The organism is Streptomyces hygroscopicus, from assembly GCF_026168105.1.
GTDB classification, from domain to species: Bacteria; Actinomycetota; Actinomycetes; order Streptomycetales; family Streptomycetaceae; genus Streptomyces; species Streptomyces hygroscopicus_D.
Genome location: NZ_LBMW01000057.1, coordinates 1 through 19,818 on the forward strand (window position 1 = coordinate 1; position 19,818 = coordinate 19,818).

Consider the following 19,818-nt stretch of genomic DNA (forward strand, 5'->3'; position numbering starts at 1 on the left):
GCGCGGTTCGGCGGGGATGTGCCGGGCGCGCTCGCGGACGCGGCACGGCAGCCGGGCGCCGACGGGCTGTCGGGGCTCGCCGCGTGCTGGCGGGTGGCCGTCGACCGGGGCGCGGGACTGGCCGCCGGGCTCGATCGGCTGGAGGCGGCTCTGCGTGCCGAGCGCGATCAACGAGCCGATCTGCGTGCCCAGTTGGCGGGTGCCCGGTCGACGGCGGTCCTGCTCGCGGGCCTGCCGGTGCTCGGGCTGTTGCTGGGGACCGCACTCGGAGCACACCCGCTCCATGTGCTGCTGCACACCGGCGTCGGACTGGCCTGTCTGACGGTCGGCGGTGTGCTGGAGGGCGCGGGGTTGTGGTGGGCGCTGCGGATCGTACGAGGAGCGGAGGCGGGATGAGCGCGGACCTTGTCCACAGGCTGGGGGTTGTGTGCGGGGTGCTGGCACTGGGGCGGCCGGCGTGGGCGCTCACCGTCGCACGGCGCGAGCGGAGGGTGCGGCTCCGACTCGAGGCGGTGCTGGGGCCGGGTGGTGTGCACCAGGAGCGGAGGGTGCGGCCGTTGGCGGTGCTGCCTGGACGGTGGGGCCTCAGGACGCGGGCCGCCTTGCCGAAGGGGTCGGGGAGCGGGGGGCGGGAGGCCCCGCGACGGGAGGCCGGGACACGAGGCACCGTGCGGCGCTGGCTGCCGGTCGCGGGTGCGCTGTGCGCCGGCTGGGTGGTGATCGGGGGGCTCGGTGGGGCGGCGGTCGGGCTGACCACCGGGATCCTCGTGGCGCGGTGGCGGGTCCGGCAGGAGCGCGACCGGCTCGCCGGGGAGTACGACCCAGTGGCGGTGGCGCGGCAGCTCCCGTTGGCAGCGGACCTGCTGGCGGCGTGTATCGCGGCGGGCGCCGGCCCGGTGTCGGCGGCTCAGGCGGTGGGCGAGGCACTGGAGGGACCGGTCGGCGGACGGCTGGCACAGGGTGCGGCCGAGGTAAGGCTCGGGGCCGAACCGTCCGACGCATGGCGGCGGCTCGCCGCCCTTCCCGGCGCCGCAGCACTGGCGCGCCTCCTGGAACGGGCGGGTGATTCGGGCGTGCCGGCGGCCGTCCCGGTCGGACGCCTCGCGACAGAGGCCCGCGCAGAGTGGAGCCGCGCGGCCACGGCCCGGGCGCGCCGCGCCGGTGTCATGGTCACCGCCCCGGTGGGGCTGTGCTTCCTGCCCGCATTCATCACCGTCGGGGTGCTGCCCGTCGTCATCGGGCTCGCCGGAGGGCTGCTGGGAGGGGGTGGCGGATGACAGTGCACGGCACACGGTGAAGGCCGCGTCGGGACCACAGAGCCGGAGCAGGGAGCCGGACGGGACTCGCCGGGCCCACGGATCGGACAGAACGCGACATGACAAGACAACACATGACCGAGCAACGAAACGGGAATTCACGGGGGTTGGCATGGGCAGGGCGGTACGAGTACGGGCCCGGATGCGTGCGCTGGTACGCCGGGTACGGGCGGCGGTGCGCGCGGACGGGGGCATGGTCACGTCCGAGTACGCGGTCGGGATCATCGCCGCGGTGGCCTTCGCGGCGGTCCTCTACAAGGTACTGACGAGCGGGCAGGTCAGCGCTGAGCTGCAGAACATCGTGAAGCGGGCCCTCGATGCCCGGATGTAACGGGTCACGGGGGTGCCGGAGAAGGAGTCTCGGAAGGGACCGCGGGTTCGTGACGGCGGAGACCGCGGTCGTGCTGCCCGCCCTGGTGCTCTTCGCGATGGCCCTCGTCTGGGCCCTGCTGGCCGCGTCCGCGCAGATCCAATGCGTGGACGCGGCCCGGGCGGGGGCTCGGGCGGCGGCTCGGCAGGAGCCGCCGGGTGTGGTCCAGGAGATGGCGCGGCAGGCGGCGCCGGACGGCGCGAGGGTCACGGTGAGCCGGCAGGGCGACCTGGTGCATGTGCTGGTCGTCGCCCGTCCACCGGGTCCGGACGGGCTGCCTCTCGAACTGCGCCATGAGGCGGTGGCGTTGGCTGAGGACACGGTGGGGTGAATCGGTGAAGAGACATGAACCGGCGCGTGGGCGTGGACCGATGAAGGGGTGTGGGGCAGCGAAAGGGTGTGGGGCGGCGAAGGAGGCGAAGAAATGGCGTTCGGCGAAGAGATGCGGTTCGGCGACGAGGTGGCGCTGGAGAAGGAAGGGGGGTGGAGCGGTGAAGTGGCCTCAACGAGCGGGGAGGTGGGCGTGGGTGCGGCGCTGTCCACTGGCGGGCGCCCTGAACGCCCGTGTGGAGGAGGCCTGTTCGGACCGAGGCTCGGCGACCGTCTGGGCCGTGTGCATGATCGGCGCCGTCTGTGCCGTGTTCGGGGTGCTGCTGGCCCAGGGGGAGGCCGTGCTGGTCCGGCATCGTGCGGCGGGTGCGGCCGACCTGGCGGCGCTCGCGGCCGCCGACCACTGGATGGAGGGCGGTGAGGTCGCGTGCGCCACGGCGGGCCGCGTCGCGGTGGCCCAGGGCAGTCGGCTCGTGCGGTGCGCCGTGGTGGGCGAGGTCTCCGATGTCACGGCGTCGTCGGTCGCGGGACCCTTCACCGTGGAGGTCAGGGCGAGAGCCGGTCCGGCGGAGCCGCGGACGGGAAAGTGGCCCCCGCCTCGCACCCCGACTCCTCCGGCGCCCCGCGCAACAGCACCGTGAGGAGCCGCACGGCCCCCCTCTTGTGCAGCGGATCGTTGCCGTTGCCGCACTTGGGGGACTGGATGCAGGAGGGGCAGCCCGCCTCGCACTCGCAGGAGGCGATGGCCTGGCGGGTGGCGGTCAGCCAGGCACGGGCCGTGTGGAAGGCGCGCTCCGCGAAGCCCGCGCCGCCCGGGTGGCCGTCGTACACGAAGACCGTGGGCAGGAGCGTGTCCGGGTGGAGCGGGACGGAGACGCCTCCGATGTCCCAGCGGTCACAGGTGGCGAAGAGCGGGAGCATGCCGATCGAGGCGTGTTCGGCGGCGTGCAGGGCGCCGCCGAGGATCTCTGGATTGATCCGGGCCCGATCGAGCTGGTCCCCGGTGACCGTCCACCACACGGCACGGGTGCGCAGAGTACGAGGAGGGAGGTCGAGTTTCGTCTCGCCCAGCACTTCACCGGTGATGAGGCGCCGACGCAGAAAGGAGACGACCTGGTTGGTGACCTCGACGGAGCCGTAGCACAGCCGGCCCTCGCCCCAGGGGACTTCGATGTCGGTCTCCAGGACGGAGATGGAGGTCGTGTCACGGGCCACCGTCGAATACGACGGGCCGGCCTCCTCGACCAGGGCGACGGAGTCCTCCAGGTCGAGCGACCGCACCAGATAGGTGCGGCCCTGATGCAGATGGACCGCGCCCTCGTGCACCGTCGTGTGCGCCGCGCCCGCGTCGACCGTGCCGAGCAGCCGCCCGGTGCCGGCCTCGACGACCTGGACGGGGCGACCGCCCTCCCCGCGGATGTCCGTGAGGTCTGCAGCCCGCTCCCGGCGTGTCCAGTGCCAGGCTTTCGTCCGGCGGCGCAGCAGCTTCGCGGCCTCCAGTTGCGGCAGCAGCTCCGGACAGGCGGGACCGAACAGGTCCAGGTCCTCCTCCGTCAGCGGGAGTTCGGCGGCAGCAGCGCACAGGTGCGGGGCGAGTACGTACGGATTGTCCGGGTCGAGGACCGTGGATTCCACCGGCTGGTCGAAGAGCGCCTCGGGGTGGTGGACGAGGAACGTGTCCAGCGGATCGTCGCGGGCGACCAGGACGGCGAGGGCTCCCTGCCCCGAGCGGCCGGCGCGGCCCGCCTGCTGCCACAGTGACGCCCGCGTCCCCGGGTAGCCGGCGATGAGTACGGCGTCCAGGCCGGAGACATCGACGCCGAGCTCCAGGGCGGTGGTGGCGGCGAGGCCGAGGAGCTCGCCGGAGTGGAGGGCGCGTTCGAGGGCGCGGCGCTCCTCGGGGAGGTAGCCGCCACGGTAAGCGGCCACGCGCCGGGCCAGGGAGCGGTCGACCTCGGCCAGGCGCTCCTGGGTGATCACCGAGATCAGCTCGGCGCCGCGGCGTGAGCGGACGAAGGCGACCGAGCGCACGCCCTGCACGGTCAGGTCGGTCAGCAGGTCGGCGGTCTCGGCGGTGGCCGTACGCCGGACGGGCGCGCCTTTCTCGCCGTGCAGCTCGGTGAGCGGGGGCTCCCAGAGGGCGAAGACCAGCTCGCCGCGCGGGGAGGCGTCGTCCGCCACCTCGACGACCGGGAGCCCGGTGAGGCGGCGTGCGGCCACCGACGGCTCGGCTGCGGTCGCCGAGGCCAGCAGGAAGACGGGCGAGGCCCCGTAGCGGGCGCAGAGGCGGCGCAGACGGCGCAGGACCTGGGCGACGTGGGAGCCGAAGACGCCGCGATAGGTGTGGCACTCGTCGATGACGACGTACTTCAGGGCGCGGAGGAAGGAGGACCAGCGCGGGTGTGAGGGCAATATGCCGCGGTGCAGCATGTCGGGGTTGGTAAGGACGTAGTTCGCGTACTGGCGCACCCATTCGCGTTCCTCCGGCGGCGTGTCGCCGTCGTAGACCGCGGGGCGGATCGACGCGCCCAAAGGTTGTGAAAGTTCCTTCACGGAGCGGCACTGATCCGCCGCGAGGGCCTTCGTCGGGGCGAGGTACAAAGCCGTGGCACCACGTCCGTTCGGGGCCTCGGCACCGTCCAGAAGGCACGACAGCACCGGTACGAGGTAGGCGAGCGACTTGCCCGAAGCCGTGCCCGTGGCGACGACCACCGAGTCGCCGTCCAGGGCGTGCTCGGCGGCGAGTGCCTGGTGGGCCCAGGGGTGCTCGATACCGGCGGTCTGGACGGCCGCGATGACCTCGGCGCGGATCCGGTCCGGCCAGAGGGCATGGCGAGCCGCCCGCGGGGGCAAGTGCTCCGTATGAGTGATGCGCGAAGCCCGGCTCGGTCCCGAGGCGAGCCGGTCAAGGAGTGCGCCCGGCGAGAGGCGGGACACGCCCGCCGAGGGTCGATCGGATCGGTGATTCTTGGCCATCGGCACCGAGTCTGTCACTGGCGTGACGGACAATGGGGCCAAGGCGTCGTGCACGCCTGCCGGTAAGTGATTGAATGCCATCGCGGCTGGCGAACCGTCCCGGGGCTCTGCCGAGGTGTCCCGAGGGGCGACCGCTCGATAGCAAGGTGCTGGAGGATCCGTGGACCTGTCCCTGTCGACCCGTACCGTCGGCGATCGTACGGTCGTCGAGGTCGGTGGCGAAATCGACGTATATACCGCGCCCAAGCTGCGCGAGCAGCTGGTCGAGCTGGTGAACGACGGGAATTTCCACCTCGTCGTCGACATGGAGGGCGTCGACTTCCTCGACTCCACCGGGCTCGGCGTGCTGGTGGGCGGCTTGAAGCGTGTTCGGGCCCATGAGGGCTCCCTGCGTCTGGTGTGCAACCAGGAGCGCATTCTCAAGATCTTCCGCATCACCGGTCTCACCAAGGTGTTCCCCATCCACACCTCGGTCGAGGAAGCGGTGGCGGCCACCGACTGACCCGGCCCCCGGGCCGCAGCGCCCGGAGGCCGGAGTAAGACGGGGACCGGGCCCCGGCGGCCCGGCCCCCCGACCGCACGCCCGAGTTCCGAGGGGGATGCATGGCCACCGTTGAACTCCGCTTCAGCGCGCTGCCCGAGCACGTCAGGACCGCCCGGCTTGTGGCGGCAGCGGTGGCGCGCAGGGCCGGAGTGGAGGAGGCCGTACTCGACGAGGTCAGGCTCGCCGTCGGTGAGGCCTGCACCCGGGCCGTCGGACTGCACCAGAGCAACGGCATCTCGGCGCCGGTGCGGGTGCTGCTGACCGAGGAGGAGAAGCAGTTCTCCATCGAGGTCGGTGACGAGGCGCCACACATGGTGTCCGGTGACGGCACGCCGGGTTCCACCGGCGCCGGCACCACGGACGCGGAGGCCGAGGAGGACGAGATGGGCCTCGCGGTCATCAGTGGTCTCGTCGACGACGTCGAGGTCTCCGCCGGGGAGTACGGCGGACTGATCAGGATGAGCTGGCCGACCACGCCGCCCGCCACGCTCTCTGCCTGACCGGCCTCGTAGCCTCGTACACCTCCCTTTTTCCTCGTACCTCTCGTACGGTTTCGAAGGGCCCTGCCTGTGCAGGGCCCTTCTTTTTGTACAGTCGTACCGGGAATTCGTGAATTGCTTCACGATCAATCCCGCGATATTTTGATCACGTGACCATCTGGTCAATGGTTTTGGGGCATTACCCCTTTCGGGTTCTATGACTTGCGTGCGATCTTCTGCTGAAGAGCATGTGAAGGCTAATTCCGTTTACCGCGCACTGTTTTGATCAGGTTCCGGTACCTACAATCCGTCCACATCTTGAGCTCAGCCCAAGCGTCAAGGAGGACGAATGGCGGGGCTTTCTACCCCTCAACAGTTTGACCATCCCACTACCCTCGCAGCTGCGGTCCTGACCGACAGCAACCGCCTGATCGTGGTGATCATCGGGGCCGTCGCCCTCGCGGCCCTCGCGGTCGCCGCGATTCTGGTGCGTCAGGTGCTCGCGGCCGGCGAGGGCACCGACAGCATGAAGAAGATCGCGGCGGCGGTCCAGGAAGGTGCGAACGCCTATCTGGCCCGGCAGCTGCGCACGCTCGGCGTATTCGCCGTGGTCGTGTTCTTCCTGCTCATGCTGCTGCCCGCGGACGACTGGAATCAGCGCGCCGGCCGGTCGGTGTTCTTCCTGATCGGCGCGGCGTTCTCGGCGGCCACCGGCTATATCGGCATGTGGCTCGCCGTAAGGAGCAATGTGCGGGTTGCCGCGGCGGCGCGCGAGGCGACCCCGGCGAAGGGTGAGCCGAAAAAGGACCTGACCGCGGTATCGCACAAGGCGATGAAGATCGCTTTCCGCACGGGTGGCGTCGTCGGCATGTTCACGGTGGGGCTCGGTCTGCTGGGCGCCTCCTGTGTCGTGCTGGTGTACGCGGCGAACGCGCCGAAGGTCCTGGAGGGCTTCGGCCTGGGCGCCGCGCTGATCGCCATGTTCATGCGTGTCGGCGGCGGCATCTTCACCAAGGCCGCCGACGTCGGCGCCGACCTGGTCGGCAAGGTCGAGCAGGGCATTCCGGAGGACGATCCACGCAATGCCGCGACCATCGCCGACAACGTGGGCGACAACGTCGGCGACTGTGCGGGCATGGCGGCCGACCTCTTCGAGTCGTACGCCGTGACGCTCGTCGCCGCGCTGATCCTCGGCAAGGTGGCGTTCGGTGACTCCGGGCTGGCGTTCCCGCTGATCGTCCCTGCGATCGGGGTCGTGACCGCGATGATCGGCATCTTTGCGGTGGCTCCGCGTCGCGCCGACCGCAGTGGCATGTCCGCGATCAACCGGGGCTTCTTCATCTCCGCGGTGATCTCGCTGGCGCTGGTCGCCGCTGCCGTCTTCAGCTATCTGCCGTCGTCGTACGCCGATCTCAAGGGCGTCACCGACGCGGCGATCCGGGCCAGGAGCGGTGATCCGCGGATCCTCGCACTGGTCGCAGTGGCCATCGGCATCGTGCTCGCCGCCCTGATCCAGCAGCTGACCGGCTACTTCACCGAGACCACCCGCCGTCCGGTGCGGGACATCGGCAAGACCTCGCTGACCGGCCCGGCCACCGTGGTCCTCGCCGGTATCTCAGTGGGTCTCGAATCGGCCGTTTACACCGCGCTGCTGATCGGACTGGGCGTGTACGGGGCGTTCCTGCTCGGCGGTACGTCGATCATGCTCGCGCTGTTCGCGGTGGCGCTGGCCGGTACCGGGCTGCTCACCACGGTCGGTGTGATCGTGGCCATGGACACGTTCGGTCCGGTCTCCGACAACGCACAGGGCATCGCCGAGATGTCGGGCGATGTCGAGGGTTCGGGCGCGCAGGTGCTCACCGACCTGGACGCCGTCGGCAACACGACCAAGGCGATCACCAAGGGCATCGCCATCGCCACGGCCGTCCTCGCGGCCTCCGCACTCTTCGGCTCGTATCGCGACGCGATCACCACGGCCGCGGAGGACGTGGGCCAGAAGGTCGGCGACGGCGGACCGATGAGCCTGGTCATGGACATCTCGCAGCCGAACAATCTGGTCGGCCTCATCGCGGGCGCGGCGGTCGTCTTCCTCTTCTCGGGGCTGGCGATCAACGCGGTGTCGCGGGCGGCGGGCGCGGTGGTCTTCGAGGTGCGGCGTCAGTTCCGTGAGCGGCCGGGAATCATGACCTTCACCGAGAAGCCGGAGTACGGCAAGGTCGTCGACATCTGCACCAAGGACGCCCTCAGGGAGCTGGCCACACCCGGTCTGCTCGCGGTCATGGCGCCCATCGCCATCGGGTTCACGCTCGGCGTCGGTGCGCTCGGCGCGTACCTGGCGGGTGCGATCGGCACCGGGACGCTGATGGCGGTGTTCCTCGCCAACTCCGGTGGTGCCTGGGACAACGCCAAGAAGCTGGTCGAGGACGGCCACCACGGAGGCAAGGGCAGCGAGGCGCATGCCGCGACGGTGATCGGCGACACGGTCGGCGACCCGTTCAAGGACACCGCCGGGCCGGCGATCAACCCGCTGCTGAAGGTGATGAATCTGGTGTCACTGCTCATCGCTCCTGCGGTCGTCAAGTTCTCGTACGGCAGCGACAAGAGTCTCGGCGTAAGGATCCTGATTGCTGCGCTGGCATTCCTCGTGATCGTCGGCGCGGTGTACATCTCCAAGCGGCGCGGGATCGCCGTGGGTGACGAAGGCAACGCCGAGAGGGTGTCCAAGGCGGCCGATCCTGCGGTGGTTTCATAGCCGGTTCAACGGCACCCGCTCTTCCACCTGGTCAGGTACGGGTCATTGGGCGGGCGTACGGCGCTCCTCTGCTGCCGTGCGCCCGCCCTGACTGTGTTCACCCCCCTCTTCGTGAGCCTTCTCTCGCTTGGTGCAAATGGCTGCAAAAGCCTCCAGAAGCGACATTCGGCACGCGGGTGTCGCCCGATTGGCGTGTATGTTCCGGGGCCGAGAGAGCCATGGAAGGGACCAAACCGGTGAACAAGAAGCTCGCGGCCGCACTGTCCGGCGGTGCGGTACTGGTACTGGCGCTGTCCGCATGCACCAGCAACAAGAGCGGTGCGACGGACGACAAGCTGAACTCCTGGGCCAAGCAGGTGTGCGACGCGGTGCAGCCGCAGGCCAAGAAGATCGCGGACGCCAGCACCGCGATCCAGAAGGAGACCTCGGACAACAGCACGCCGGAGCAGGTCCAGAAGACGGACTCCCTGGCATTCCAGAACATGTCCGACGCCTACAAATCGATCGGGGCGGCCGTCGAGAAGGCGGGGGCGCCGAACGTGTCCGACGGCGCGACGAAGCAGAAGAACGCGGTCACGGAGCTCAACGGCATCTCCACGTCCTACGCCGATCTCAAGAAGCAGGTGGACGGGCTCGACACGAAGGACCAGGGGAAGTTCGCCGACGGGCTCAAGGGCATCGCGACGCAGCTCGACAAGCTGAGCAAGAGCGGGAACGACGCGCTGCGGCAGCTGGAGGCCGGCGATGTGGGGAAGGCGATGACGCGACAGGAGAGCTGCAAGAGCGCGTCCGCGTCGGCTTCGGCTCCGGCCACGTCCGGCTGAGCGGCGCGATTCCAAGGGCATGGGGCCGCAGTGCCTCGGCGAAACGACCGCCCACAGAGGTAACGCCGCGGAGCGGGTTCCCCGCGCCACAATGGGGGCGTGAGTAACTCCAGTCTGGCCACCCTGCCCCCCACCGACCGCGCCGACGTCACCGCTCGGCTGCGGGACGCCCTTCTCGCGGCCAACTTCACTGCCGACGGGCTGCTCGAACTGCTCGGGGCGCCCGCGTACGCGGCGCTCGCGCGGAGCGAGACCGTCCCCGCGCTCCGGGCGACACGCGGGGACACGCCGCTGGAAACGCTCGTACGGCTGTTCCTGTTGCAACAGCCCGTGCCGCACGCGCGCGTGGAGGGCGTCCTGCCCCTCGACGCGTGCGCGGACGCCGGTTGGCTGGTGCGCACCGGCGGGGACGAGGTCGCCGCCACCGTGGATGTGCGGCCGTACGGAGGACCGGGCGGCGAGGACTGGTTCATCGTGTCCGATCTGGGGTGCGCGGTCGGCGGGGCGGGCGGCATCGACAGCCGGGGCCGTCAGGCGGACGCCGAGGTCGTGCTGGGGGTCGGCGGTGCCTCCACCACCCTCGCGGGGATCACCGTACGGACGCCCGTCGGCTCCGCCCTCGACCTCGGCACCGGCTCCGGGATCCAGGCGCTGCACGCCGCCCAGCACGCCACGCGCGTGACCGCGACCGACGTCAACCCGCGTGCCCTGCAGATCGCCGCGCTCACGCTGGCGCTTTCCGGCGCTCCGACCGCCGACCTGCGCCGGGGTTCGCTGTTCGAACCGATCCGGGACGACGAGACGTACGACCTGATCGTCTCGAACCCGCCCTTCGTGATCTCGCCCGGCGCCCGGCTCACCTACCGCGACGGAGGCATGGCCGGGGACGATCTGTGCCGCACGCTCGTTCAGCAGGCGGGGCAGCGGCTGAATGGGGGCGGGTTCGCGCAGTTCCTCGCCAACTGGCAGCACGTGGAAGGGGAGGACTGGCAGGACCGGCTGCGCTCGTGGGTGCCGCGCGGCTGCGACGCCTGGATCGTGCAGCGCGAGGTCCAGGACATCACGCAGTACGCCGAGTTGTGGCTGCGGGACGCGGGCGACCACCGTGGGGACACCGCCGAGTACCAGGCGCGGTATGACGCGTGGCTGGACGAGTTCGAGGCGCGCAAGGTGCGGGCGGTCGGCTTCGGCTGGATCGCGCTGCACAGGACGGACGCCGCCGAGCCGTCGATCACGGTCGAGGAGTGGCCGCACCCGGTCGAACAGCCGCTCGGCGACACGGTACGCGCACACTTCGACCGCATCGACTACCTGCGGGCGCACGACGACGCGGCCCTGCTCGCCGGGCACTTCAGGCTCGCCGCCGAGGTCGTCCAGGAGCAGGTCGGGCTGCCCGGCGCGGAGGACCCGGAGCACGTCGTGCTGCGCCAGAACCGCGGGATGCGCCGTGCCACCAGGGTGGACACGGTCGGCGCGGGCTTCGCCGGTGTCTGCGACGGCACGCTGAGCGCGGGGCGCATCCTCGACGCCATTGCCCAATTGGTGGGGGAGGACCCCGTGTTGCTGCGCGACCGGACACCCGCGCAGATCCGGCTGCTGGTCGAACAGGGATTCCTCGAGCCCGCGCGGTAACGGAGCGCGTGGCGCCCCGGCAAGGAGTTCCGTCCAAAGGACGGGAAACCGGCCAACATCCTTGCGGCGCCGGGCGCGGCGGGTGACTTGTACGCGCGCGTGCCGTCGTGGCCCACGGAATCCTGCTCTGGCGGCTCGTGACCCCCGGAATCCTGCCCTGGCGATCAAGGGGGCGCGCGATCCCGGAGTGCCCGCCGGGCGTTCACCCCCGGTTCGCGCTCCCGCTTCGCGCGCGTGCCAACCTGCCGTCTCCAGGGCAGTCCCGGGGCCGGAGGTACAGGACATGGAGAGCGGGCCGGCGATCTTCGCGGGCACGGTGTTCGCCCTGTTCGGCGGTGGGCTTCTGACGTGGACGGCGACCCGGCTGCACCGCCGCGAGGCGGTCGCCGAGGGTGTGAGCCACATCGCATCCGCCGCCCTCGCCGGTCTCGCCATAGTCGCCGCGATCACCGCCGGGGTCTGGTGCTTGATGCGCCTCTGACATCACGGTTCCCGGTCGTCCGGTGGCAGCCACGCCCGTGACTGGGAGATCACGCTCCGGATAGGGCCGAAAGTGCCGGTGGACACTCCGGGCGGCAGGAATACCGGTAGTCGGGTTACCGTTCGAGTGGCCGTTGCGGGCTTTTCCCGTTTGACACGGGGGCGGGATGTACCGTCACACTCCGCAGCGTCACCAATGAATGACCCCGGGACGAAGGCCTGGGGAGGCCCCAGCGTCGACCGGAGAGAAGAGCGAAGTTGTCCCCGACCAGCGAGACCGCACAGGGCGGCCGCCGACTCGTCATCGTCGAGTCGCCTGCCAAGGCGAAGACGATCAAGGGCTATCTCGGCCCCGGCTACACCGTCGAGGCGAGCGTCGGGCACATCCGCGACCTTCCCAACGGGGCCGCGGAGGTCCCCGAGAAGTACACCGGCGAGGTGCGACGCCTCGGCGTGGATGTCGAACACGACTTCCAGCCGATCTACGTCGTCAACGCCGACAAAAAGGCGCAGGTCAAGAAGCTCAAGGATCTGCTGCGTGAATCCGACGAGCTCTTCCTCGCCACCGATGAGGACCGCGAGGGCGAGGCCATCGCCTGGCACCTCCAGGAGGTGCTGAAGCCCAAGGTCCCGGTCAAGCGGATGGTGTTCCACGAGATCACCAAGGACGCGATCCAGGAGGCCGTGAGCAATCCGCGCGAGCTGAACCAGAGGCTCGTCGACGCGCAGGAGACCCGGCGCATCCTCGACCGTCTCTACGGCTACGAGGTCTCGCCGGTCCTGTGGAAGAAGGTCATGCCGCGGCTGTCGGCAGGCCGTGTGCAGTCCGTGGCGACCCGCCTCGTCGTGGAGCGGGAGCGGGAGCGCATGGCGTTCCGCTCCGCCGAGTACTGGGACCTGACCGGCACCTTCGGCACCGGCCGCGCCGGCGACCCGTCCGACCCGTCCTCGGTGGTGGCGCGGCTGACAACGGTCGACGGCAGGCGCGTGGCCCAGGGCCGTGACTTCGACTCGCTGGGCCGGCTGAAGAGCGCGAACACACTCCACCTGGACGAGCAGAACGCCCGGGCGCTGGCCGCCGCACTGGAGAACACGCGGTTCTCGGTGCGCTCGGTCGAGTCCAAGCCGTACCGCCGCTCGCCGTACGCGCCGTTCCGTACGACGACGCTGCAGCAGGAGGCCAGCCGCAAGCTCGGCTTCGGCGCCAAGGCGACCATGCAGATCGCGCAGAAGCTGTACGAGAACGGCTTCATCACGTACATGCGTACGGACTCCACGACCCTGTCGGACACGGCGATCTCCGCCGCCCGCGCCCAGGTCACGCAGCTGTACGGCGCCGACTACCTGCCGCAGCAGCCGCGTACGTATGCGGCCAAGGTCAAGAACGCCCAGGAGGCGCACGAGGCGATCCGGCCCTCGGGTGATCGTTTCCGCACCCCGGCCGAGACGGGTCTGACCGGCGACCAGTTCAAGCTCTACGAGCTGATCTGGAAGCGGACCGTCGCTTCCCAGATGAAGGACGCGACCGGCAACTCGGTCACCGTGAGGATCGGTGGCACCGCCGCCGACGGGCGGGACGCCGAGTTCAGCGCGTCCGGCAAGACGATCACCTTCCACGGCTTCCTGAAGGCGTACGTCGAGGGCGCCGACGACCCGAACGCCGAGCTCGACGACCGCGAGCGCCGGCTGCCGCAGGTCAACGAGGGTGACGCGCTGACCGCCGCGGAGATCACCGCCGACGGCCACGCGACGAAGCCCCCAGCCCGCTACACCGAGGCGTCGCTGGTCAAGGAGCTGGAAGAGCGCGAGATCGGCCGTCCGTCGACGTACGCGTCGATCATCGGCACGATCCTCGACCGCGGATACGTGTTCAAGAAGGGCACGGCCCTCGTGCCGTCCTTCCTGTCCTTCGCCGTGGTCAACCTGCTGGAGAAGCACTTCGGGCGGCTCGTCGACTACGGCTTCACCGCCAAGATGGAGGACGACCTCGACCGCATCGCCCGGGGCGAGGCGCAGGCCGTGCCGTGGCTGAAGCGGTTCTACTTCGGCGAGGGCACGGGAGAAGGCGGCGCCGCAGAGGCCGGCAACGGCGACGGCGACCACCTCGGCGGCCTCAAGGAGCTGGTGACCGACCTGGGCGCGATCGACGCGCGCGAGGTGTCGTCGTTCCCCGTGGGCAACGACATCGTGCTGCGGGTCGGCCGCTACGGCCCGTACATCGAGCGCGGCGAGAAGGACTCCGAGCAGCACCAGCGCGCCGACATCCCGGCCGACCTGGCACCGGACGAGCTGAGCGTCGAGCTGGCCGAGGAACTCCTCGCCAAGCCGAGCGGCGACTTCGAGCTGGGCACCGACCCGGAGACCGGCCACACGATCGTGGCCAAGGACGGCCGCTACGGCCCGTACGTCACGGAGGTCCTCCCCGAGGGCACCCCGAAGACGGGCAAGAACGCCGTCAAGCCGCGGACGGCCTCGCTGTTCAAGTCGATGTCCCTGGACACGGTGACCCTCGAGGACGCGCTGAAGCTGATGTCCCTGCCGCGTGTCGTCGGCTCGGACGCCGACGGCCAGGAGATCACCGCGCAGAACGGCCGCTACGGTCCGTACCTGAAGAAGGGCACGGACTCGCGCTCGCTGCAGTCCGAGGACCAGCTCTTCACGATCACGCTGGAGGAGGCGCTGGCGATCTACGCCCAGCCCAAGCAGCGTGGCCGTGCGGCCGCCAAGCCGCCGCTGAAGGAGCTGGGTGAGGACCCCGTCAGCGGGAAGCCGGTCGTCGTCAAGGACGGCCGCTTCGGCCCGTACGTCACCGACGGCGAGACCAACGCGACCCTGCGCTCCGGCGACAGTGTCGAGACGATCACCCCGGAGCGCGGCTTCGAGCTGCTTGCGGAGAAGCGCGCCAAGGGGCCCGCCAAGAAGACGGCGAAGAAGGCCCCCGCCAAGAAGGCGCCGGCCAAGAGGACGGCGTCGACGGCTGCCAAGAAGACCGCCGCGAAGAAGACCACGGCCAAGAAGGCGCCGGCCAAGAAGACCGCTGCCGCGAAGACGGCGGCGTCCAAGGACACTGCCGAAGGGTGAGTGGCCGGGGAGGGACGACCCGAGGCCTGGCCGGTCGGAAGAAGCCAGACCGGCCAGGAGGGGTTTGACCGGCCAGGAGGGGTTTGACCGGCCAGGAGGGGTTTGACCGGCCAGAAAGGGTCAGAACGGGCCAGAGGGGCGCCGCCGAGTGCTCGGCGGTCGGGCGGAGTCCTCCATGTCCGGTTCGCGAAACGCACATTTCCGGTTCGCGAAACGCACGCGCCGGCAACACTTTGGTGTCAGGGCGTGCGCACGTTCGGGCGGCAGCCACGGGCTGTCGGTGGCTGCCGATAGGCTGAAAGCATGACGCGAGCCGAGCAGCCAACGGCCCACACTCCAGCCCCAGACGACGCCCTGGTCGCCGATTCCCGCGAGCGCGCGGTCCGCGCGCTGCTGCGCCGACCGCAGTTGAAACGGCTGTGGAGCGCCCAGCTGGTGGGCGGTATCGGGGATGCCCTCGCCCTGCTCGTCCTGGTCGTGCTCACTCTCCAGGCGGCCGTCGCGGAGGGCTCCTTCGGCGGTGGTTACCGGGGCGTGGCGTTCGCGATCGCGACCGTCTTCGGCGCGCGCGTCCTCGCCACCCTGCTCTTCGGAGCCGTCCTCCTCGGTCCGCTCACGGCTCTCACGTCCCCCGAAGGGCCGCTCGACCGCCGTTGGACCATGGTGGGCGCGGACGGACTGCGGGCCGTTCTGCTGATCGTCGCCCCCCTGTGGATCGACTGGACTCCGGGCAACGCGCTCGTGATCCTGCTGGTCACCGCCTTCGTGACCGGTGTCGCCGAGCGTTTCTGGACGGTGTGCCGGGAGAGCGCGGCGCCCGCGCTGCTGCCCGCGCCGCCCCCGGAGGGCGCGACCGTGCGCCCGCTGCCCGACCACCTGGACGCCCTGCGGCGTCTGTCGCTGCGCACCACGTTCGTGGCGTTTCCGCTGGCCGCCGCGGGGCTCGTCGTCGCGTCGCTGCTGAACAACCTCCTGGGCGTCGCCATCGCCTGGTTCGACCAGCACCAGGCCGCCCTCTCCTCGTACGTGGCGGCGGGGCTGTTCGCCGCCTCCCTCTCGGTGGCCACCTCGCTCGAACTGCCCGGCACCCGCACCCCCCGCGCGCGGTCCCCGCTGGAGGGCCTGCGCCGCCCCAGGACGGGCACGGGCGTCGACAAGGGCCGCACGGGCGTCGTCCTGCATCTGGTGCTCGCCTGCGCGGCGGTCGCCGCGGCGGTCTCGGCCGGCGTCGCCGTCTCCGTACTGCAGGCCAGGGACATGGGCGGCGGCCCGGTGACCTACGGCCTGCTGGTCCTCGCTCTGACCGGCGGCACGGTCGTCGGCATCCGTACGGCGCCCCGCGTGCTGCCGTCGCTGTCGCGGCGCCGGCTGCTGGCACTGGCGATCGCCTTCACCGGGGTCGCGCTGCTCGTCGGCGGGCTCGTCCCGGACGTCACCAGCGTGCTGCTGGTCCTGGCGCTCGCGGGTGTCGGCGCGGGTGTCGCCGCCAACACCGGGCACACATTGCTCGACCAGGAGGCCGAGGAGCACCGCCGGGCACGGACGGCCGAGCATCTGCACGCGGTGGTACGGGTCTGCGTGGCCGTCAGCGCGCTGGTGGCACCGGTGGTGGCCGGGGCCATCGGGCCGCACCGGCTGGAGAACGGCAGGTTCGTGTTCGCACACGGGGGCGCCGCCTTCACGCTGATGCTGGTCGGCGCACTGCTGCTGCCCGTGGCAGCACTGGTCCTCGCCAAGGTCGACGACCGCTCCGGGGTCCCGCTGCGGCATGACCTGCGCGACGCACTGCGCGGCGGCGACGACCCGGAACAGGCACCCGCGGCGAACGGATTCTTCATCGCCCTGGAAGGCGGCGACGGCGCCGGGAAGTCCACGCAGGCCGAGGCGCTCGCCGAGTGGATCCGGGCCAAGGGGCATGAGGTCGTGCTGACCCGCGAGCCCGGCGCGACGCCGGTCGGCAAGCGGCTGCGGTCGATCCTGCTGGACGTCTCCAGCGCCGGTCTCTCGCACCGCGCGGAGGCGCTGCTGTACGCGGCGGACCGCGCGGAGCACGTGGACACGGTCGTACGGCCGGCTCTGGAACGGGGCGCGGTCGTGATCTCCGACCGGTACATTGACTCGTCCGTGGCCTACCAGGGGGCGGGCCGTGATCTGTCCCCGACCGAGATCGCGCGGATCAACCGGTGGGCGACCAACGGTCTCGTACCCCATCTGACCGTGCTGCTGGACGTGGCGCCTGAGACCGCGCGTGAGCGGTTCACCGAGGCGCCCGACCGGCTCGAGTCGGAGCCGGCCGAGTTCCACGCGCGCGTGCGGTCCGGCTTCCTCACCCTGGCCGCCGCCGACCCCGGGCGCTATCTGGTCGTCGACGCCGGACAGGAGCCGGAGGCGGTCACGACCGTGATCCGGCACCGGCTCGACCAGATGCTTCCGCTCTCCGAGGCCGAGGTGAAGGCCCAGGAGGAGGCGCGCAGGAAGGCCGAGGAGGAGGCCCGGCGAAAGGCCGAGGAAGAGGCCGCGCGCAGGGCCGAGGAGGAGCGGCTCGAGCGCGAGCGCCAGGAGCAGCTCGCCAAGCTCCGCGCCGAGGAGGAGGAGCGCAAGCGGCGCGAGCTGGAGGAGGCGCAGCGCCGCGAGGCCGAGCGGCAGGCGGAGGAGGCCCGGCAGCGGGCCGAGGAAGCCCGTCGGCGGGCCGAGGAGGAGCGGGCGCGGCTCCTTGCGGAGGAGCAGGCGCGGGCGGCCGAGGAGGCGCGCAGGAAGGCCGAGGAGGAGCGGCGGCGCCGGGAGGCCGAGGAGGAGGCCCGGTTGCGGGCCGAGGCCGAGGAGCGCCGCCTGGAGAAGCAGCGGAAGGCCGAGGAGGCCCTGCTGCGGGCGGAGCAGGCCCGCCGGGCCGCGGCCGAGGCGGCGGCTTCGGCTGCCGTGGCGGCTTCCGGAGCGGCCGGTACCGGTTCGGAGGGTTCCGGCTCGGGAGTTTCCGCTTCGGGAGCTTCTGGGTCTGAGGCTTCCGGTTCGGGAGGTGCCGGTTCGGGAGGTGTCGGTTCGGGAGGTGTCGGAGCTTCCGGTTCTGGTGCAGGCAGGGGCGCGTCGTCCTCCGGCTCCCGGGCGGACAACGAGACCACCGTTCCCACGCCGCTGGTGACGCCGACGAACGCGTCGGGCGGGCCGATGGAGGAGACCGCCGTCCTGCCGCCGGTGCGGGCGCGGGAGACCGACTCGGAGACCACGGCCAAGCTGCCGAGGCCGCAGCAGCCGCGGGGCGCGGCCGACGAGACGGCGGTCCTGCCGCCTGTGGTGCCTGGTGCCGCCGATGAGACGGCCGTGCTGCCGCCCGTGCGGGAGGGCGGTGCGGGGGATCCGGCGGACCGGGTGCCGCCGGGCTTCTTCCGGGACGAGCGCCGCGGGCCGCGGCCCGAAGGGGCCGAGGACCGTACGCGCGAGCTTCCGCAGATGGACGCCGAGGGCCGCCCGCGGCGCAGGGCCCGACCAGACTGGGCGGAGGAGACCCCGCTGGACGATCTGCCGACCCTGGCGGACGAACTGCTGGGCCCGCGCGACGACGAGGACTCGGACGAAGGCCGGGGCCGCGGACGGGGCCGCTGACGGGATCGCCGCCACCGGGCTCCTCCCGCACGGCCGCTCCGTCGCGCGCCGACGGTTTTCCGCCCCCGGCACCGGTCCGCCCCGCCCCGTTGTCAGTGGTGCCCCGCACAATGGATCGCGGCAGGGCCAAGCGCGAGGGAAAGGCGGTGTCCCGTGACCGTGTGGGACGACCTGGTGGGTCAGGAGAGGGTGAGCGAGCAGCTCGACGCGGCTGCTCGTGACGCCGACGCCCTGGTCACCGCGGCCGCCGCCGGCGCCGCGCCGCCCGAGGCGTCGAGGATGACCCATGCCTGGCTGTTCACGGGGCCGCCCGGCGCGGGGCGTACGCAGACGGCACGGGCGTTCGCGGCGGCACTCCAGTGCGTGAGCCCCGACCGCGCACTCGGCGGCTCCCCCGGCTGCGGCTTCTGCGACGGCTGCCACACCGCCCTGGTCGGCACGCACGCGGACGTGACCACGGTCGCCGCCGTGGGCACCCAGATCCTCGCCGGCGACATGCGCGACACCGTCCGCAAGTCGTTCACGTCGCCGGCGACCGGCCGCTGGCAGGTGATCCTCGTCGAGGACGCCGAGCGGCTCAACGAGAAGTCGGCCAACGCGGTCCTGAAGGCGGTGGAGGAGCCCGCTCCGCGCACGGTCTGGCTGCTGTGCGCCCCGTCCCTGGAGGACGTCCTGCCGACGATCCGCTCCCGCTGCCGCCATCTGAATCTGCGCACTCCCTCCGTGGAGGCGGTCGCGGACATGCTCGTCCGGCGCGACGGCATCGAGCCCCACGCCGCGCTCGCCGCCGCATCGGCCACACAGGGCCATGTGGACCGCGCCCGCCGCCTGGCCACGGACGAGCGCGCCCGGGCCCGCCGGGCCGCCGTGCTGAAGCTCCCGCTCCGGATCGATGACATCGGGGGCTGCCTCAGAGCCGCGCAGGAGCTGGTCGACGCGGCCACGGAGGACTCCAAGCAACTCGCGGACGAGGTCGACGCCAAGGAGACCGAGGAGCTGAAGGCGGCGCTGGGCGCGGCGCAGGGCGGCCGGATGCCGCGCGGCACGGCGGGCGTGATGAAGGAGCTGGAGGACAGGCAGAAGCGCCGGAGAACGCGTTCGCAGCGCGACAGCCTGGACCAGGCCCTCACCGACCTCACGGCCTTCTACCGTGACGTCCTGGCCCTTCAGCTCGGCTCCCGCGTCGCCCTCGCCAACACGGACGCGGAGGACGCCCTGGAGCGCCTGGCGCGCGCGGGCACGCCCGAGTCCACACTCCGCCGCATCGAGGCGATCGCCGCTTGCCGGGACGCCCTGGACCGCAATGTGGCCCCCCTGCTGGCGGTCGAGGCGATGACCATGGCGCTGCGGGCCGGCTGACGGCGCCCGACACGAGTGTCGCCCTTTGAGGCGACAGGAGCCCGAGGCCTGGGTCCGCGGGCCTTGAGGGGTAGATGG

At 71.4% G+C, this 19,818-nt stretch carries 15 protein-coding genes; 14 read left to right on the forward strand and 1 reads right to left on the reverse strand.

Translation table 11 applies throughout. The features are described from left to right. The 5 genes from AAW14_RS34045 to AAW14_RS34065 all read left to right on the forward strand — a co-directional run. Positions 1–396: type II secretion system F family protein (locus AAW14_RS34045; RefSeq protein ID WP_265568307.1), on the forward strand; the 396-nt coding region annotated here is incomplete at its 5' end. Further along, positions 393–1,277, forward strand: coding sequence for a type II secretion system F family protein (locus tag AAW14_RS34050; protein ID WP_265568308.1), 885 nt, complete (start codon positions 393–395; stop codon positions 1,275–1,277). The genes AAW14_RS34045 and AAW14_RS34050, both read left to right, overlap by 4 nt. 151 nt (positions 1,278–1,428) lie before the next feature. Next, positions 1,429–1,647, forward strand: a complete 219-nt coding sequence (locus AAW14_RS34055) for a DUF4244 domain-containing protein (protein ID WP_265568309.1) — start codon at positions 1,429–1,431, stop codon at positions 1,645–1,647. Beyond that, the gene (locus AAW14_RS34060; RefSeq protein WP_265568310.1) at positions 1,634–2,017 is read left to right on the forward strand and encodes a TadE family type IV pilus minor pilin; all 384 of its coding nucleotides are present in this window, start codon (positions 1,634–1,636) and stop codon (positions 2,015–2,017) included. Before AAW14_RS34055 ends, AAW14_RS34060 begins: the two co-directional genes overlap by 14 nt. A gap of 196 nt (positions 2,018–2,213) precedes the next feature. Continuing rightward, positions 2,214–2,657 (forward strand): Rv3654c family TadE-like protein, encoded by a 444-nt coding sequence (locus AAW14_RS34065; RefSeq protein WP_322741150.1) that lies wholly within the window; start codon positions 2,214–2,216, stop codon positions 2,655–2,657. Here the strand turns inward: AAW14_RS34065 and AAW14_RS34070 are convergent. Continuing rightward, positions 2,563–5,073 (reverse strand): DEAD/DEAH box helicase, encoded by a 2,511-nt coding sequence (locus tag AAW14_RS34070; RefSeq protein ID WP_265568311.1) that lies wholly within the window; start codon positions 5,071–5,073, stop codon positions 2,563–2,565. The genes AAW14_RS34065 and AAW14_RS34070 overlap by 95 nt on opposite strands. Positions 5,074–5,152: 79 nt before the next feature. Between AAW14_RS34070 and bldG the strand changes: the two genes are divergently transcribed. The 9 genes from bldG (at position 5,153) to AAW14_RS34115 (ending at position 19,740) form a co-directional block, all read left to right on the forward strand. Further along, positions 5,153–5,494, forward strand: a complete 342-nt coding sequence (gene bldG, locus AAW14_RS34075) for an anti-sigma factor antagonist BldG (RefSeq protein ID WP_010986038.1) — start codon at positions 5,153–5,155, stop codon at positions 5,492–5,494. 101 nt (positions 5,495–5,595) lie between these two features. Continuing rightward, on the forward strand, positions 5,596–6,036 hold the full coding sequence (locus AAW14_RS34080; protein ID WP_265568312.1) for an ATP-binding protein: 441 nt from the start codon (positions 5,596–5,598) through the stop codon (positions 6,034–6,036). A 328-nt stretch (positions 6,037–6,364) separates the two neighbouring features. Then, entirely contained in the window at positions 6,365–8,767 is a 2,403-nt protein-coding gene (locus tag AAW14_RS34085) for a sodium-translocating pyrophosphatase (protein WP_265568313.1), read from the forward strand. Positions 8,768–8,985: 218 nt separating this feature from the next. Next, positions 8,986–9,591 (forward strand): small secreted protein, encoded by a 606-nt coding sequence (locus AAW14_RS34090; RefSeq protein ID WP_265568314.1) that lies wholly within the window; start codon positions 8,986–8,988, stop codon positions 9,589–9,591. 99 nt (positions 9,592–9,690) lie between these two features. Further along, positions 9,691–11,223: a class I SAM-dependent methyltransferase gene (locus AAW14_RS34095; protein WP_265568315.1), complete on the forward strand. Its 1,533-nt coding sequence runs from the start codon at positions 9,691–9,693 to the stop codon at positions 11,221–11,223. A 283-nt stretch (positions 11,224–11,506) separates the two neighbouring features. Next, positions 11,507–11,704 carry a hypothetical protein gene (locus AAW14_RS34100; protein ID WP_265568316.1) on the forward strand — a complete coding sequence of 66 codons (198 nt, stop codon included), beginning with the start codon at positions 11,507–11,509 and terminating at the stop codon, positions 11,702–11,704. 257 nt (positions 11,705–11,961) lie between these two features. After that, the gene (topA, locus tag AAW14_RS34105) at positions 11,962–14,784 is read left to right on the forward strand and encodes a type I DNA topoisomerase (RefSeq protein WP_265568317.1); all 2,823 of its coding nucleotides are present in this window, start codon (positions 11,962–11,964) and stop codon (positions 14,782–14,784) included. A gap of 303 nt (positions 14,785–15,087) precedes the next feature. Next, positions 15,088–18,381 carry a dTMP kinase gene (gene tmk / locus AAW14_RS34110; RefSeq protein ID WP_265568318.1) on the forward strand — a complete coding sequence of 1,098 codons (3,294 nt, stop codon included), beginning with the start codon at positions 15,088–15,090 and terminating at the stop codon, positions 18,379–18,381. A gap of 153 nt (positions 18,382–18,534) precedes the next feature. Beyond that, the gene (locus AAW14_RS34115; RefSeq protein WP_265568319.1) at positions 18,535–19,740 is read left to right on the forward strand and encodes a DNA polymerase III subunit delta'; all 1,206 of its coding nucleotides are present in this window, start codon (positions 18,535–18,537) and stop codon (positions 19,738–19,740) included. The last annotated feature ends 78 nt before the right edge of the window (positions 19,741–19,818 follow it).

What these genes read in the sequence shown, in the direction of transcription:
- AAW14_RS34085 (WP_265568313.1), top strand. Translation starts at nt 6,365, where the DNA reads ATGGCGGGGCTTTCTACCCCTCAACAGTTTGACCATCCCACTACCCTC.
- AAW14_RS34080 (WP_265568312.1), top strand. Translation starts at nt 5,596, where the DNA reads ATGGCCACCGTTGAACTCCGCTTCAGCGCGCTGCCCGAGCACGTCAGG.
- AAW14_RS34090 (WP_265568314.1), top strand. Translation starts at nt 8,986, where the DNA reads ATGGAAGGGACCAAACCGGTGAACAAGAAGCTCGCGGCCGCACTGTCC.
- AAW14_RS34055 (WP_265568309.1), top strand. Translation starts at nt 1,429, where the DNA reads ATGGGCAGGGCGGTACGAGTACGGGCCCGGATGCGTGCGCTGGTACGC.
- AAW14_RS34060 (WP_265568310.1), top strand. Translation starts at nt 1,634, where the DNA reads ATGCCCGGATGTAACGGGTCACGGGGGTGCCGGAGAAGGAGTCTCGGA.
- tmk (WP_265568318.1), top strand. Translation starts at nt 15,088, where the DNA reads ATGACGCGAGCCGAGCAGCCAACGGCCCACACTCCAGCCCCAGACGAC.
- AAW14_RS34050 (WP_265568308.1), top strand. Translation starts at nt 393, where the DNA reads ATGAGCGCGGACCTTGTCCACAGGCTGGGGGTTGTGTGCGGGGTGCTG.
- AAW14_RS34070 (WP_265568311.1), bottom strand. Translation starts at nt 5,073, where the DNA reads ATGGCATTCAATCACTTACCGGCAGGCGTGCACGACGCCTTGGCCCCA.
- AAW14_RS34100 (WP_265568316.1), top strand. Translation starts at nt 11,507, where the DNA reads ATGGAGAGCGGGCCGGCGATCTTCGCGGGCACGGTGTTCGCCCTGTTC.